Source organism: Maribacter arenosus, assembly GCF_014610845.1.
GTDB classification, from domain to species: domain Bacteria; phylum Bacteroidota; class Bacteroidia; order Flavobacteriales; family Flavobacteriaceae; genus Maribacter_A; species Maribacter_A arenosus.
Map to the genome: position 1 here is coordinate 109,152 of NZ_JABTCG010000003.1, position 15,066 is coordinate 124,217.

Consider the following 15,066-nt stretch of genomic DNA (forward strand, 5'->3'; position numbering starts at 1 on the left):
ATAAAGCCCTCTTTTTAGAGGGTTTTATTATTTAGGTCAATCCCTGTTTGTGTGCTGTCATTGGGTGCAATAATATCAATGTCATTACTATCATCATAGTCACAACTGCCCATTGTTATCACGCTGGCCAACACCATTCCTATAAGTACTATCTTTTTCATTATCCGTAATTTGTACAGGTATCAATACCAAGTTGCTGCTATTTCATAACGTAATATTCAAAAAATTGTTATTTGAACGGCCCAGTTAAGTTTGATTGATTGGCTGTAAATCAGTACCTTTTGTTGAAAATCAATCTTCTATATGAAAAAGCGGATTTCACTCCCATTTGCACTACTAATGGTATTTGCCAGTTGTCAATCAGATCAGGACAAAACGTCCGATAAACGTATCAATGTATCATTTTCGAATACCGCAAGTTCAGATGTTTTGGATGGCCGACTTTTGTTGATGTTCTCTAATAATGAGGCCGAGGAACCTCGATTTCAAATTAATGACGGACTCGAAACCCAATTGATTTTTGGGATGAACGTTGAGGGAATGGAAGCAGGTAAAAACATAGTTTTCGACGAAACGGTATTTGGATACCCTTATCCAAGTCTTGCCGATGTACCTGCCGGTGAGTACAACGTACAGGCACTTTTGCATGTGTATGAAACGTTCGACCTTTCTACAGGCCATTCGGTAAAGTTGCCTATGGATAATGGGGAGGGCCAACAATGGAATAAATCTCCCGGTAACGTGTACAGCCAACCTTTTAAAATTACCATAACAGATAGGGGTATCAAAAATGTAGATGTTGTCATGGATCAGGTAATTCCGCCTATTGAAGAACCAGAGGATACCGAATGGGTAAAACATATTAAAGTGAAATCTGAAAAATTATCCGAATTTTGGGGCAGGGATATTTATTTGGGGGCCCATGTTCTGCTCCCAAAAGGATTCAAGGAGCATCCGGAAGCCAAATACCCCTTGATGGTTTTTCACGGCCATTTCCCCTCCGATTTTGGAGGGTTTAGCACCACCCCGCCCGACCCGAATATGAAACCCGAATATTCTGAGCGTTTCGATGTGGAAGGATACAATATCATTCAGGCACAAGAATCCTATGATTTTTATAAACGATGGATCGATCCGGATTTCCCCCGCTTCCTTATTATTGAAATACAACATCCTACGCCTTATTATGACGATTCCTATGCGGTAAATTCCGCAAGCCAGGGACCTTATGGCGACGCCATAACCTATGAACTAATTCCAGAGATCGAGAGGCAGTTTAGGGGAATGGGCGAAGGCTGGTCCCGCTTTTTATATGGGGGTTCTACAGGAGGATGGGAAGCCCTGGCCGTACAGGTTAAATACCCTGACGAATACAATGGCTGTTTTGCGGCCTGTCCGGACCCTATTGATTTTAGGGCGTATTGCTTGACCAATATTTACGAAGATGAAAATGCATACTACTATCCAAGTGAACACAAAACATTGGAAGTCCCGGCACATCGCGATTATTTGGGCCAAATACAATCCACTTTGCGTCAAGGCAATCATCTAGAATTGGTTTTAGGCGATAAGTCGAGGTCTGGCCAGCAATGGGATATTTGGGAGGCTACGTATTCGCCCCAAGGAGAGGATGGATATCCAGTACGCTTGTGGGATAAATTTTCTGGAGATATCGACCACAAGGTAGCCGAATATTGGAAAGAGAATTATGACCTGCGCTATATTCTGGAACGCGATTGGGCTAAATTAGGGGATCATCTAAAAGGGAAAATCCATATTTATTGTGGGGATATGGATAATTACTATCTCAACAATGCGGTATATCTGATGGAGGATTTTTTAGAAAGCACGACTGAACCCTATTACGATGGGGAGGTGGCTTATGGTGATCGGGCAGAGCATTGCTGGAATGGGGATCCTGACCAACCCAATGCGATCAGTCGTATGCGGTATAATTCCATGTATGTTCCCAAGATCATGAAACGTATTGCCGAAAGTGCGCCAAAAGGTGCCGATTTAACGAGTTGGCGTTATAAATGAATTCATGAAGAATACATCAAATAAGGTATCATGGGTGGTTTTCGCGGTTTTGGCCGTGACGATAGGTTTATATCCTTTGATGTATTTTGTCGTAGATAGGGAGTTTGGTCTTTTGGCTTCAAAAAGTGATGAACTGCTGTCGAACACCTTTTGGAATATTGGATTTTACGGACATATTCTCCTGGGTGGACTTGCCTTACTCATTGGATGGATCCAGTTTAGTGAAAAAGTAAGGAACTCAAATTTAAAAAGACACCGAGTCATTGGTAAAGTATATGTTATTTCGGTGATTATCAGTGGACTGTGTGCCCTGTATATTGGTTTCTTTGCAACTGGGGGCATAATAGCTTCTTTAGGTTTTATTTCCTTGGGGATTATTTGGCTTTATACAACTATAATGGCTTACAACGCAGCCCGAAAAAAAGATTTTTCGTTGCATAAAGGATTTATGATTTATAGTTATGCCGCATGCTTTGCAGCGGTTACCCTTCGAATTTGGTTGCCCATATTGAGCTTTGTCTTTGATGATTTTGTGGTGGCTTACCGCATTGTTGCTTGGTTATGTTGGGTACCCAATATGGTATTCGCTTTTTTCTGGGTGCGTAAAAAAGGGTTGATCGTAGGCTGATCGATTCATTGTAGGGTCCACACTATAATGCTTAAGTAAAATACGGGGCTATATTATTAGTTGATCTTAAATAAATGTAATTTAGTATGTCTTTTTGAAATAGAAAAAAAATAAAATAAAACGAACATGATAACTATGATAATTTTACTCGGTTTACTCATTCTGGTTGTATTATTACTTGTAGGGATATTCAATCGATTTGTAAAAAATAGGAATACGGTAAATGATGCCTGGAGCAATATTGACGTGGCATTGAAACGGCGATATGATCTGATTCCAAATTTGGTGGAAACCGTCAAGGGGTATGCAAAGCATGAAAAATCCACGTTGGAAGATGTAACCAATGCCCGAAATGCGGCTATGCAGGTACCTAAAGGGGACATAAATGCCCAAATCAAGGCGGAGAATCAATTACAACAAAGCCTACGGAGTATTTTTGCCCTTGGTGAAGCTTACCCGGATTTAAAGGCCAACACAAATTTTTTGGATTTACAAGAGAAATTGAATGTAATTGAAGAGAATCTCGAACGCAGCAGGCGTTATTACAACGGAACCGTAAGGGAAAATAATACCTATGGTGAAAGTTTTCCAGGAGTGCTTTTTGCAGGAATGTTCAAATACCAGCATTTTGACTTTTTCGAAGTTGATGAGGCAAGTAGGGCCAATGTAAAAGTGGATTTTTCTTAGATCCTTATCTGGATAGGAATAATTAGGATTTTTTGTGAAGACAAGTGGTCGTACATTCATAGAACACTTTGTAGAACGTTATTGTAATTTAACATGACCATCTTTAGGTGGTGTATGGCTTTTGATCTTCCGACCGTACCAACCCCAAAAACAAGTATGGGCTACTTGCAGCTAAAAATGGGTCAACAATCGGTGGTCGTTGGCTTAGGGGTGATTAATATAACTGAACTTTTATCGATGAAAAGGTTTTTTTTGGTGCTATTCGCTTTGCTTCCCATTTTTAATGGGTTTGCACAGGATTTCACGGTGCATGGTTACTCGGTAGAAATCTTCATTCATCAAGAGGGCTATTTTGATGTTATTGAAAATTACGACGTCAACTTTGAAACATACAAGCATGGTATTTACCGCACCATACAAACCAACTATGACCTCATAGATGAAGAAGGTAACGCCCAGAAAAGGAGAATAAAAATCAGGGATATAAAGGTTCCGAATTATAAATTTGATGCCCCATTTGACTTTGTCCAAAAGTTGAGTGATCAGATTGAAATTAAAATCGGGGATGAAAATAAAACCCTTATAGGGCCACAGCATTATGAAATCAGCTATCGTGTTTACAATGCCTTTCTATTTACAGATTCCCAAATTCGGTTTTATTGGAATATAAAACCCGATGGGTGGCAGGCCGATTTTCATCAAATTACTTTTAAGATACACGTCCCGGATGAAATAATACTTGGCAGGGAGAATAGTTTTGTTTATTCGGGCCTTTCGGGAACCAGGATCACGAGCAATGATTTTAAAATTGACTTTGACAAAGGATCGTTGGAAGGTAGGGGTATCGAAGATTTCGTATCACGTCCAGGGGAAAGTGTGACCGTATTGATCAATCTTCCTCCCAATGCTATAAAGGAAATAAAACCTTTATGGCCATTTTGGAATGAGTATGGTTGGTTGTTCTTCGTTGGGGCTTTGATTATCGCATTCTTTTTGATATGGCGGAAATTTGGTAAGGACGAACGGGTTGTGCGCACTACGAGTTACTATCCGCCAGAGAATATAGACCCCGCAATGGCAGGTTTTCTCATTGACGATAAAGCGGACAATGCGGATTTGATTTCATTGTTGCCTTTTTGGGGGTCCAAAGGACATTTACGGATTGAGGAAGTGCCCAAAAAAGGTCTGTTCGGAAAAAAGGATACCAAACTTATTTGTTTAAAACCATTACCGAACGAAGTGGCGGATTATGAATTAAAGATATTCAATGGGTTGTTTGGCAGTAATCCGGGCAAAGATGGGGCCGAAGTACTGGTAAGCAGTTTAAAAGACACCTTTTACACTACCATGTTAGAAGCGAATAGGGCCCTAAAGAAAAAGGCACAGCCCTATTATGTGGCTGAATCAAAAAAAATACAGGGCATCACTTGGATCGTTTTAGTCTTCATAGCCATAGTATTGACCTTTGTGGGATTAGTTTATTGGGGGCTCTTAGCTGCCATAGCCCTTTTTATTACCTGTATTTTATTGATGATCCTCAATGTCTATATGGTGAAAAAAAATTCCAGGGGTAACCGGGTGCTTTCAGAATTAAAGGGTTTCAAGCAATTTATAAAAGTGGCAGAGGAAAATAAATTGAAGATGTTGTTAAAGGATGATTCTAGCTATTTTGAAAATACTATGGGGTATGCCCTTGCCTTCGGTAGATTTGATAAATGGGCCAAAAAGTTCGAAGCTTTGCACGTACCACCCCCACAATGGTATAGCTCCCCATCCTCCAAGACGCTTACCATGCACAGTTTTTCAAAATCGTTCTCAAGATCAATGACCATGGCAAAATCGAATATGGTGAGCACCCCCTCGAGCAGTGGGTCCTCTGGAGGCGGATCTTCCGGGGGCGGATTCGGTGGAGGCGGTGGCGGAAGTTGGTAGTGCCAAAAAGTGGGTTTTTAGAGTGATTTCGCCTGGATATAAACAAGAATAATGAAAAAGAAACTCACCACCTTATGCATGTTGTTTTTTCTTTTTATGGCTTGTAAGGAGTCTACAAAAAAAGGGTCTTCCAGCTTGGATTCAATTACATCGGGCAACCCTATTTTTGAAGGTTGGTATGCCGACCCTGAAGCTGTGGTGTTCAAAAACGAATATTGGGTGTACCATACCTATTCCTATTTTACAGGGATTGTGCCATGGGAAGATGGTAGTCTTTTCATGAAAATTACTTCAGAATTCAGAGGGTTATGTGGAAGGTCCGTTTACGTTTTTGTTCGTGAAAGGCATTTTGAAGTAATCGAATTGATGGGGTAATTTCATAGTCCCAGTGCCTAAATGGTTAAATACTTTTGCACTCACCTGCATCTTAATTCAGTGGTCTTTTCTTATCTTGTCATCAATAAAAAGTAACCCAAAATAAGATGAAGAAAACTATACTTTTATTTGTATTCTGTTTCGCGATAATGGTTTCGGCCAATGCACAAACCGGTAAGGTTTACGACGATCTGGCCTTGACCAGTAAAATTCTTAAGAGTGAACGCAAATATGCCGTGTACCTACCACCAGATTATGAAACCTCAGAGCGAAGTTATCCTGTTTTGTATCTACTTCATGGGGCAGGGGATGATCAGACAGGTTGGGTGCAATTTGGCGAGGTACTTCGAATAACCGATAATGCCATTAAGGATGGTACTGCAACTCCCATGGTTATTGTCATGCCCGATGCCCAGACCGGTCAAAGAGGGTATTTTAATCAGGGAGATTGGCGTTATGAGGATTTCTTTTTTGAGGAACTCATGCCCTATGTTGAGCAAAAATATCGAATTAAGAGCGAAAAAAGATATCGCGCTGTGGCGGGACTTTCTATGGGCGGTGGAGGTTCCTTTATGTATGCACTGCATCATCCAGAATTGTTTTCTTCGGCCTGTCCTCTGAGCGCATATATAGGTCCATTGACTATTGAGGATTTCAAGGCACAGATCAATAAGGGGGGGCAAAATTATTCGGATAAAGAAATACAAGAGTATTTTGAACGACACAACACCCTTAATTTAATCGAGAGCGTTCCCGTTGAAGATATAAAATCGGTTCGATGGTATATTGATTGTGGTGATGACGATTTTTTGTATGAGGGTAATAGTTTGGTACATATTGCCATGAAAAAGAAAGAGATTCCACATGAATACAGGGTTCGCGACGGTGGTCATAGTTGGACGTACTGGCGGGAATCTTTGCCTAAGGTGTTGGAATTTGTTTCACAGGCATTTCATCAGTATTAAAAGAAGATAATGAACAAAAAAAGAGTATTGGTACAAGTATTGGCCGCAATAGTATTGTATGTTATTATCTCATTAATTCTTGAAAAGGAATATTCGAACGATATTATCATGCGAGAAGTTCTTGAAGGACTTGTTTTTGGTGCCCTTTATGGGGCATTTATCTGGTTTAGGGAAAAATGGAAGAACAAGGAATAAAACCAGATACATTTACCGGTTTTGCGAAATGAATACTAGAAAGTAAAGTACATTTAATGATTCCCCAATTACTTCGCAAATAATTGTCCCATATCTTTAAAAGCCTTGAATTCCAAGGCATTCCCTGCTGGGTCTAAAAAGAACATGGTGGCTTGCTCACCTATCAGCCCCTTAAAACGTATATACGGGGCAATAACGAACTTCACCCCTTTGGATTTCAACTCCTCTGAAAACGTTTGAAACGTGTCCCAGGGTAAGACTACACCATAATGGGGTACAGGAACATTTTTACCATCTACGGGATTGGTGTGAAGTGCTTCTTTGGATTTGGGTTTATAATGAATGACCAATTGGTGTCCAAATAAATTAAAATCCACCCAATGGTCGCTACTACGGCCTTCTTCACAATTCAGGATCTCACCATAGAATTTACGGCATTCGTCCAAATTATGAACAGGTATCGCGATGTGGAAAGGAGTTACATTTCGCATATATATAAGTTTGATTAAATGTAGGTTTTTTCTAAGATTTTATAAAATCCAAAATGCGAAGATTCACCTCATCGTGATGCATCGAATGCCCATAACCTTCAGTAGTATAAAATTCACTGTTTTTCCAGGAGGCATGTACTGGCTCTGAGGCGCTGAAAGGAATAATGGTATCCCTCCTATCATGTATGATCAGCCCTTTTTTGTCTAAATGTCCTTTAAAGTCCGACGAATTGAATTCATGGATTCTAAAACCATAATTTTTCAATATATAATCATCCAAACCATTGAAAACAACATCATTGAATTTTAAGAGTTGTTGGTATTGTTGCATTACGTCTTGAAGTTTTGATGGCGAACCTATAGTCACAATTTTTTCAATTTCAGAATCAGGATATTTTTCCTGATGGTACAACGTATTCATACCGCCTACCGAATGACCAATTATTATTTTTGGTTTGTAGGCATCCACAATAACCTTGGTACATTCCGTATAAAGGGCAACATTGAAGATGCTCCCAGTTGAATTCCCATGGGCCGGGGCATCAAAAGCGATGATATTATAGTTTTCATCTTTTAGGAACGCTATTAATTTTCTCCAACGAAAAGAGTTGCTTTCCCATCCATGTAATAAAAGCACGGTATCTTTATCCCCTTTCCATTGATAGGTCTGTAATTCAATATTCATTGCCTGTAAACGTTGATGTCTTGCATCGTCGAGATACGCTGATTGGGCCGAAAGTACTTTTCCTTTTCTCGGGGTACAGAATAATTGAAAAGCTTTCTTTGCCGCTTCTTGTTGGGAAAAAAGTGACAATGAGTTGAAATAAGCCCCATAAGCAAGGGGAATGAATTTATTGAGTGCTTTTTGCATTATGTATATTGGCTATTGAATCGGATTTGGGTAATAGATAAGGTCGGGGATGGCAAAAGCTTATTCCCAACCCACCATCAAATACTTTATTTTCGCGTTATCCGGTACCTGAACCGCATCTATATTAGGACTTGAGACATAGCGAAGGCTTTCGGGCAGTTGACTTTTGTCGATGGTAAAATAGATATCACTATCCTTGACGAAAATTACGATATTGTTGATAGACGTTACGATCTTTTGAATCGTATACTTTTCCTTGATGTCTTTGAATGTACTTTGTAGGCCAATGCCTTGTTCAGTTTTGAATCTTGGATCGTTAATCCTAACATTCTGGATTTTAGGAATACTATCCGAACTGGGAGTCAAGGTCAAGAGGTGATTTCCTCCCTTTTCGTATATTTTAATACTTCTGGCGCCCAAGCCGGATGTTAATTTCATGGTATCCTTAACTATGGAATCCTGATAAAATATAACATCCAAATCCCTGATCAAACTAATTTTTTCAAGTTGGCCTACACTGTTATTGGTTATTAGGAATTTGGTGTCTTTTTCTTTTTCGCACTGTGTCAATAAGGCCATGCAACAGATGCCTATGACTATAATAATTTTCTTCATGTTCAATTAGCGCATTACCTTTTTTAAAACCCCTAGAACACCACGAATAAAGGTGGCGCTCGTCAATACTTTGATAACCGGATTCTGTCTTGTACTTCTTCGGGTCGATGTTCGTCTACCCGCAGAGCTTGTTTTTTCTTTTTCCGCTTCCTTTTCTGCCTTTTCGATCTTTTCGTTCAGTATTTCATAAGCACTTTCCCGATCTATTTCTTGGTTATATTTCCCGACCAATTTCGAATTCTTGATTACCGAATTCAATTCGCTATCGGTCAGAATATCCATTCGGCTCATAGGGGCACGTAATAAAGTGGCGGCCAAGGGTGTTGGCCGTCCTTTTTCATCCAAGGCCGAAATCAAGGCTTCCCCGATTCCAAGGGAAGTCAAGACTTCCTTTGTGTCATAGTAATCCGAGATAGGGTAGTTTTCCGCCGTTAGTTTTATGGCCTTTCGATCTCTGGCTGTAAAGGCACGTAAGGCATGCTGGACTTTTAGCCCCAATTGTGCCAAGACCTCATTGGGTACGTCAGTTGGGTTTTGGGTTACAAAATAAAGGCCGATTCCTTTTGAACGGATTAATTTAACAATACTTTCAATCTGATCCAATAAAGCCTTTGAAGCTTCCTTAAAGATCAAATGGGCTTCATCTATAAACAATATTAGTTCAGGCTTGTCGCTATCCCCTTGTTCCGGGAACGTGGCATATACTTCTGCCAACAAGCTCAACATAAACGTCGAAAATAATTTAGGTCGATCTTGGATGTCCGTCAATCGTATGATGTTAATATAGCCCCTTCCATTTTCATCAATACGGGTCAAATCATCAACTTCAAAGGATTTTTCCCCAAAAAACAAATCGGCACCCTGTTGTTCTAATTCAATGATCTTTCTTAGAATGGTACCTGTAGAACTCGTGGAAATACGTCCGTAATCCTTTGTGAATTCCTTCTTGCCCGCACCAGTGGCATACTGAAGCACTTTCTTGAAATCCTTCAGATCCAGAAGTGGCAGTTTATTGTCATCACAGTATTTGAATACCACAGCGACTATGCCTTCCTGGGTTTCCGAAAGATCCAATATTCTTGAAAGGAGTATTGGCCCGAATTCTGAAACCGTTGCACGTAATTTAACCCCATCCTGTTCTGAAAGGGAAAGGATTTCCACCGGAAAATTTTTCGCTTCGAAGGGTATCCCTATTTTGGCGTGTCGTTCATCGATTTTAGGATGTCCAGGGCTAGGTTGGGCCAGGCCACTAAGGTCTCCTTTTAAATCCATTAACAAGACCGGTATTCCTTTATCAGATAAATTCTCGGCAAGGACCTGAAGCGTTTTGGTTTTTCCCGTCCCGGTAGCTCCTGCGATCAGTCCATGGCGGTTCAAGGTTTTAAGAGGTATTTTTACTAGGGCATTGGTGACAGCCTCGCCATCGAGCATGGCTGCACCCATAGTTATGGAATCGCCTTTCGTGGTATACCCTTTTTCGATATGTGCAAAGAATTTTTCTTTGGAACTCATGAGGTCTAATTTTCGATAAAAATAGGGCATTTTTAGGCAACAATAAAACGATAAGTTAGTACTATCTTTGCCAAATGATGAATATGAAGGTTTTGGAATTGGTCAATAAAGGCCTGATGCTTCCGCTTATGGAAGAGTTTTATACCATCCAGGGCGAAGGATACCACAAAGGTACGGCCGCTTATTTTATTAGGGTTGGGGGTTGTGATGTAGGTTGCCATTGGTGTGATGTTAAGGAAAGTTGGAACGCGGATACACATCCACCGACAGCTATTGAAAGCATTGTGGAAAAAGCAGCGACGTTTTCCGATACGATCGTTGTTACTGGGGGTGAGCCCCTCACCTGGGATATGGGACCGTTGACCAAGGCGCTTAAAAATAAAAATTTACAAACCCATATCGAAACATCCGGTGCATATGAACTAAGTGGGACTTGGGATTGGATATGCCTTTCACCCAAGAAAAACAAACTCCCCACCGCTGAGGTTTATAGGCAAGCCCATGAATTGAAGGTAATTGTCTATAATAAACATGATTTTCTTTTTGCGGAGGAACAGGCCGAACAAGTTAACAAAGACTGCATTTTATATTTACAACCAGAATGGAGTGTACGGGAGAAGATTATTCCCCTAATCGTTGATTATGTGATGGCAAACCCCAAGTGGAAGGTATCATTACAGACCCATAAGTACTTGAATATTCCTTAGTTCGAATTACTAAGTACGATGAACCAAGGTTTACCTTGCATCGACAATCCCCACATCCCCACATGGGTGAGACCATGCCGGCAAGGTATCCGTAATTTTTTCAATGCACCTTCTAAGGCTAGGGTCTAGCGCCATTAGCTTGAAGGTCCAAAAGACATTCAGAACCTAGTCCTGGAATGCTGGCTAATCCTTTTGAGGTTCTTTGCTCCAACAATTTTTTCATACCCGAGCCAAACTGTAATTCTGCCCGCATAAGACAGCCTTCAACAGTACAGTGATTATCACCTATTTGGTTGTTATCATCGTCTGTTGTAGTGCCCTCATGCTCATTTACGGGCGCCGAACCAAGGTTGACGAGTCCCATTAAATGGCCAAATTCATGGTTCAAGGTCGCAGTCTCAATATCTTCGACACCAACATAGATGCTTTTGCTTGCCAACTTCCTTATTGTATCTTCATAGATTACCATCGATGTATTCCAGTAGACCGCCCCTAAGGTAACTAGGTCTTCCTCTTCAACATCCCCATCAGAAGGGGCATCGGCGAAATAAATATAAATGGCCAAAGTTTTACCATCATTGAAGGCCGTTCTGTTCTTTTTTTCCAAGTCGTCAACTTCTTCCAAGGTCAATTTTTCCTCATTGGGAGAAGGTAATTCGTTGTATATGATTTCAATATCGTCCTTGTATATATGTTGTTCCAAAAAGGTGACAAAATCGGTCATTGCCAACGAGGTTGGTCTATAACCGGTGACATAGGCAATTTCAATGAGTAATTTGTCAAAGGTGGTATCCGATAGAATATCGTTGGCAGATTCGCCAGAAGCTTTATAGTTGGCAGAATGATTTACTGTGATTGGTTCTGTCGTATCGCTCGAGTCTTTAGAACAACTTAGGTTAAATGCTAAAAACAGGACCAATACTGCCAAAAGTCGATTTTTCATAGCTTTTTTTAAAATGATATCGTCTATTATTTTTACAGATTGAAAATATAGACATTTTTCGTTTAAAAAGATAACGCAAAAATAATGCCGTTGGTATCAAATACGTGTTAATCTGGCTAAATAGTCGTAATGTTCGCCCTCACTTACAAGTTCACAACGTAAACCACATTCGAAAGCCACATTCTGAAGGATATTATAATCCAAATACAACCATGGAAAAGATGAACTGGCCAAGCCTTTATAATGCATCGTAAATTCTACTTCACCATAGTATGCGGTAAACGCTTCATCGGGATCGAACATATAGATGATATCACTGGAATCCAATAAAATTTGCCCATTTGAACGTAATAGGGATTTAAAATGTATCAAATAGGACTTTAAATCGGAAAGTTTGCCAACGATTCCGATGCCATTCATCAATAGGAGCAGTGTATCGAACTTTGGTCGGGTGAAATCAAGTATCGAACTATTAATAGTAGACTCTATGCCCCGTCGAATACAGGTTTCAATGGCTCCACTGGAATGATCCAATGCGGTGACCTGAAATCCTTTCTCTTGGAGGTATAGACTGTGGCTTCCCGCCCCACATCCAATATCCAAAACGGCTCCCCGACATAAGTTTAGGGCATTTTGTTCAAGAGCGGGCATTTCTTCATAGGACCTAAAAAGGTAGGGAATAGGAATTATGTCTTCTTCATCCAAGGATGAAAACGTAATGATATCCTCCGTGTATTTGCCATTTAGGTAATCCAGCAATGCCTTACCGAAAACATCCATTTCCATAGAATTCGTACTTTGCGAACAAAAGTGGGACTTTTAGTCCGTTTTATAAAACCGAATATGAAGCAAATCAAACTATTTCTTTATTGTTTTCTTTTGACCCCTTTGGTCTGCATGGCACAAGAATCGAACTTTTCCAAGGATATCAAGGATTATCTAGAGCATAATGGCACAATGCGGCAATATGAATATGCTTATGATCAGTTGATGATAATGATGGAGGGGAATTATCCCAAGAGCGAGGACAATAAACAGGGTTGGACCTATTTAGAAGAGAATAGGGGTAAGGCCTTGGAAGAGATGAAAAGTTTAATGGTTCCTATATATCAGGAAAATTTCACCCATGAAGAAATCAAACAAATGGGGGCTTTTTACAAAACCGAAGCAGGTGTTTTGTTGATAACGGACCGCTCGAAAATGACAGATATCCACAAAGAGGAATTGAATACTTTTTATAATTCGGTCGTGGGCCAAAAGATTATAAGCAAGAAAGAAGTGCTTATATCGGAAATATCAAAGGTGTCAGAAAGTTGGAGTCGCCAATTGTATGAAACTTCATTACGACTTTTGCAAAATGGATGAGGTGATACGACAGCTCCCAAAAAAGGCGTCCGAAAAATTGAAGGACAACAAAAAGTTTTTTACCAGATTAAGAAAGAGGCCCCCAAAGAATTTAGATTATCTAATGCAGGAGTTGCATACGGCCGAATTTCAACGAACGGACTGCCTAAACTGTGCCAATTGTTGCAAGACCACAGGACCTCTTTTTACCAATACTGATATTGAACGCATTTCGAAACATTTCCGATTGAAGCCGCAAAAATTCATTTCAGAATTTTTAGAGGTAGATGAAGAAAATGACTATGTGTTGCAGCAGCTTCCCTGTACTTTTTTAGGAGCGGACAATCTATGCACTATTTATGAGGTCAGACCTAAGGCATGCCGCGAATTTCCGCATACCGACCGCAAAAAATTCCATAAAATAAGTAATCTCACCCTCAAAAACGTGGCCATTTGTCCTGCAGCTTTCAATATTGTCGAGGAAATGAAAAAAAGGATAAAACATTAAGGGTTAATAGCCCTAGTCGTATATTAAATACTTTGCCCTAATAACCTTAAACTTATCCAAATCATCTTTCCAGGTGGCCTTGATTTCCGATTCGGAGAGTCCGGCTTCAATTTGTTGCTGTAATTTTGAAGTTCCGGCGTGTTTGGTAAAACCACTGGTTATGAAAACCTTATTCTTATCGGTTGCATTTTTATAAGCATCGATAATCCACTTTAAGGAAACCTCGTTCATTCTAGGAATTTTAGTAAGATCCTTGCCATAACAAACCTTTCCATTTTCCTTTGGGCTTTTTGAACCGAAATTGGGTCTCGGCCAGTATTTGAAACTGTATTGGGTGCTATCAAGGAAAGATGCACCATACCGTTGAAACTGAAATTCGGTACCCCTACCCGCATTTATATGGGTGCCCTCGAACAATCCCAGACTGGGATAGAGATTGATGGCGATATCGTTGGGTAAATTGGGTGACGGTCGAACAGGCAGACTATATTCCGAATCATGACTGTAATTTTCCAAGGGTATAAAAGTCAAATCAACCTTTGCCTTATTTGCCAACCAGCCTTCTTCATTGATCATGATGGCATATTCCCCTATGGTCATACCATAGACCAAAGGTATAGTGGTCATACCGAGGAAACCCGTATGTTCTTTTTCCATAGTAGGACCGTCGACATAATGGGCATTCGGATTAGGTCGGTCCAATACCACAATAGGAATGTCGTATTCCGCACAGGCCTCCATGACCAATTGCAGCGTAGCGATATAGGTATAAAAACGAACGCCTACATCCTGAATATCGAAGAGGACCACATCTAGATCTTGGAGTTGCTCCTTTGAAGGTTTTCGGTTTTTGCCATAAAGCGAAATCAAGGGCAATCCCGTTTTGGTGTCTATGCCGTCTTGAACCTTTTCGCCGGCATCAGCCTGCCCCCGAAATCCATGCTCTGGTGCAAATACTTTTTTAATGTCGATATTCAGGCTTAATAGCGAATCCACTAGGTGGGTATAGCCATTTTTTTTGAAGATCACACTGGTCTGGTTCGCAACCACCCCAACTTTCTTTCCCTTTAACAATTCTAGATAGGCTTCAGTACTGTTAGCACCAACAACAATCGGCTTTTTTTCCACCTGTTCGGCATTGTCGCTTTTCGAGTCCTGATTGTTTTTAGTCTGTTTTTCAGTGTTTCCACAAGATGACACAATTAAAACCCATAAGAAAACTGTACTTTTGAAACTGGATAAAAATGCCATAA

The 15,066-nt window shown here is 40.3% G+C and carries 18 protein-coding genes; 10 read left to right on the plus strand and 8 right to left on the minus strand.

Going from position 1 to position 15,066, the window contains the following annotated elements; translation table 11 throughout:
• Positions 1-14: 14 nt before the first annotated feature.
• Entirely contained in the window at positions 15-161 is a 147-nt protein-coding gene (locus HPE63_RS08600) for a hypothetical protein (RefSeq protein WP_188313865.1), read from the minus strand.
• A gap of 142 nt (positions 162-303) precedes the next feature.
• Here HPE63_RS08600 and HPE63_RS08605 point away from each other — a divergent pair, with 142 nt between their 5' ends.
• From HPE63_RS08605 to HPE63_RS08635, 7 genes are all read left to right on the plus strand, one after another.
• Entirely contained in the window at positions 304-2,040 is a 1,737-nt protein-coding gene (locus HPE63_RS08605) for an alpha/beta hydrolase-fold protein (RefSeq protein ID WP_188313866.1), read from the plus strand.
• A gap of 4 nt (positions 2,041-2,044) precedes the next feature.
• Entirely contained in the window at positions 2,045-2,668 is a 624-nt protein-coding gene (locus tag HPE63_RS08610) for a DUF2306 domain-containing protein (RefSeq protein ID WP_188313867.1), read from the plus strand.
• A 135-nt stretch (positions 2,669-2,803) separates the two neighbouring features.
• Positions 2,804-3,355, plus strand: a complete 552-nt coding sequence (locus HPE63_RS08615; protein ID WP_223198099.1) for a LemA family protein — start codon at positions 2,804-2,806, stop codon at positions 3,353-3,355.
• A gap of 237 nt (positions 3,356-3,592) precedes the next feature.
• Entirely contained in the window at positions 3,593-5,287 is a 1,695-nt protein-coding gene (locus HPE63_RS08620) for a DUF2207 domain-containing protein (RefSeq protein ID WP_188313869.1), read from the plus strand.
• A 51-nt stretch (positions 5,288-5,338) separates the two neighbouring features.
• Positions 5,339-5,662 carry a hypothetical protein gene (locus HPE63_RS08625; RefSeq protein ID WP_188314334.1) on the plus strand — a complete coding sequence of 108 codons (324 nt, stop codon included), beginning with the start codon at positions 5,339-5,341 and terminating at the stop codon, positions 5,660-5,662.
• Positions 5,663-5,769: 107 nt separating this feature from the next.
• Positions 5,770-6,627 carry an alpha/beta hydrolase gene (locus HPE63_RS08630; protein WP_188313870.1) on the plus strand — a complete coding sequence of 286 codons (858 nt, stop codon included), beginning with the start codon at positions 5,770-5,772 and terminating at the stop codon, positions 6,625-6,627.
• Between the two features lie 9 nt (positions 6,628-6,636).
• Positions 6,637-6,822: a hypothetical protein gene (locus tag HPE63_RS08635; protein ID WP_188313871.1), complete on the plus strand. Its 186-nt coding sequence runs from the start codon at positions 6,637-6,639 to the stop codon at positions 6,820-6,822.
• 68 nt (positions 6,823-6,890) lie between these two features.
• On the opposite strand, the gene HPE63_RS08640 is transcribed toward HPE63_RS08635, so the two are convergent.
• The 4 genes from HPE63_RS08640 to HPE63_RS08655 are packed head-to-tail and all read right to left on the minus strand — an operon-like array spanning position 6,891 to position 10,311.
• Positions 6,891-7,313, minus strand: coding sequence for a VOC family protein (locus HPE63_RS08640; RefSeq protein ID WP_188313872.1), 423 nt, complete (start codon positions 7,311-7,313; stop codon positions 6,891-6,893).
• Positions 7,314-7,344: 31 nt separating this feature from the next.
• The gene (locus HPE63_RS08645) at positions 7,345-8,184 is read right to left on the minus strand and encodes an alpha/beta fold hydrolase (protein ID WP_188313873.1); all 840 of its coding nucleotides are present in this window, start codon (positions 8,182-8,184) and stop codon (positions 7,345-7,347) included.
• Positions 8,185-8,244: 60 nt separating this feature from the next.
• Complete coding sequence (locus HPE63_RS08650) at positions 8,245-8,799, minus strand: hypothetical protein (RefSeq protein WP_188313874.1); 555 nt, start codon at positions 8,797-8,799, stop codon at positions 8,245-8,247.
• 6 nt (positions 8,800-8,805) lie between these two features.
• Positions 8,806-10,311, minus strand: coding sequence for a helicase HerA-like domain-containing protein (locus HPE63_RS08655; protein ID WP_188313875.1), 1,506 nt, complete (start codon positions 10,309-10,311; stop codon positions 8,806-8,808).
• Between the two features lie 74 nt (positions 10,312-10,385).
• Between HPE63_RS08655 and HPE63_RS08660 the strand changes: the two genes are divergently transcribed.
• Entirely contained in the window at positions 10,386-11,018 is a 633-nt protein-coding gene (locus HPE63_RS08660) for a 7-carboxy-7-deazaguanine synthase QueE (RefSeq protein WP_188313876.1), read from the plus strand.
• Between the two features lie 118 nt (positions 11,019-11,136).
• Here HPE63_RS08660 and HPE63_RS08665 read toward each other — a convergent pair whose 3' ends face one another.
• A complete protein-coding gene (locus HPE63_RS08665; protein ID WP_188313877.1) occupies positions 11,137-11,961 on the minus strand; it encodes a hypothetical protein in 825 nt (274 codons plus the stop codon).
• A 96-nt stretch (positions 11,962-12,057) separates the two neighbouring features.
• The gene (locus HPE63_RS08670; RefSeq protein ID WP_188313878.1) at positions 12,058-12,747 is read right to left on the minus strand and encodes a class I SAM-dependent methyltransferase; all 690 of its coding nucleotides are present in this window, start codon (positions 12,745-12,747) and stop codon (positions 12,058-12,060) included.
• A gap of 57 nt (positions 12,748-12,804) precedes the next feature.
• On the opposite strand from HPE63_RS08670, the gene HPE63_RS08675 reads away from it, so the two are divergent.
• Positions 12,805-13,326 carry a DUF2059 domain-containing protein gene (locus tag HPE63_RS08675; protein WP_188313879.1) on the plus strand — a complete coding sequence of 174 codons (522 nt, stop codon included), beginning with the start codon at positions 12,805-12,807 and terminating at the stop codon, positions 13,324-13,326.
• On the plus strand, positions 13,319-13,813 hold the full coding sequence (locus HPE63_RS08680; protein ID WP_188313880.1) for a YkgJ family cysteine cluster protein: 495 nt from the start codon (positions 13,319-13,321) through the stop codon (positions 13,811-13,813). The genes HPE63_RS08675 and HPE63_RS08680 overlap by 8 nt, the downstream gene beginning before the upstream one ends.
• Positions 13,814-13,825: 12 nt before the next feature.
• Here HPE63_RS08680 and HPE63_RS08685 read toward each other — a convergent pair whose 3' ends face one another.
• Positions 13,826-15,064 carry an exo-beta-N-acetylmuramidase NamZ family protein gene (locus HPE63_RS08685; protein WP_188313881.1) on the minus strand — a complete coding sequence of 413 codons (1,239 nt, stop codon included), beginning with the start codon at positions 15,062-15,064 and terminating at the stop codon, positions 13,826-13,828.
• Positions 15,065-15,066 lie beyond the last annotated feature (2 nt).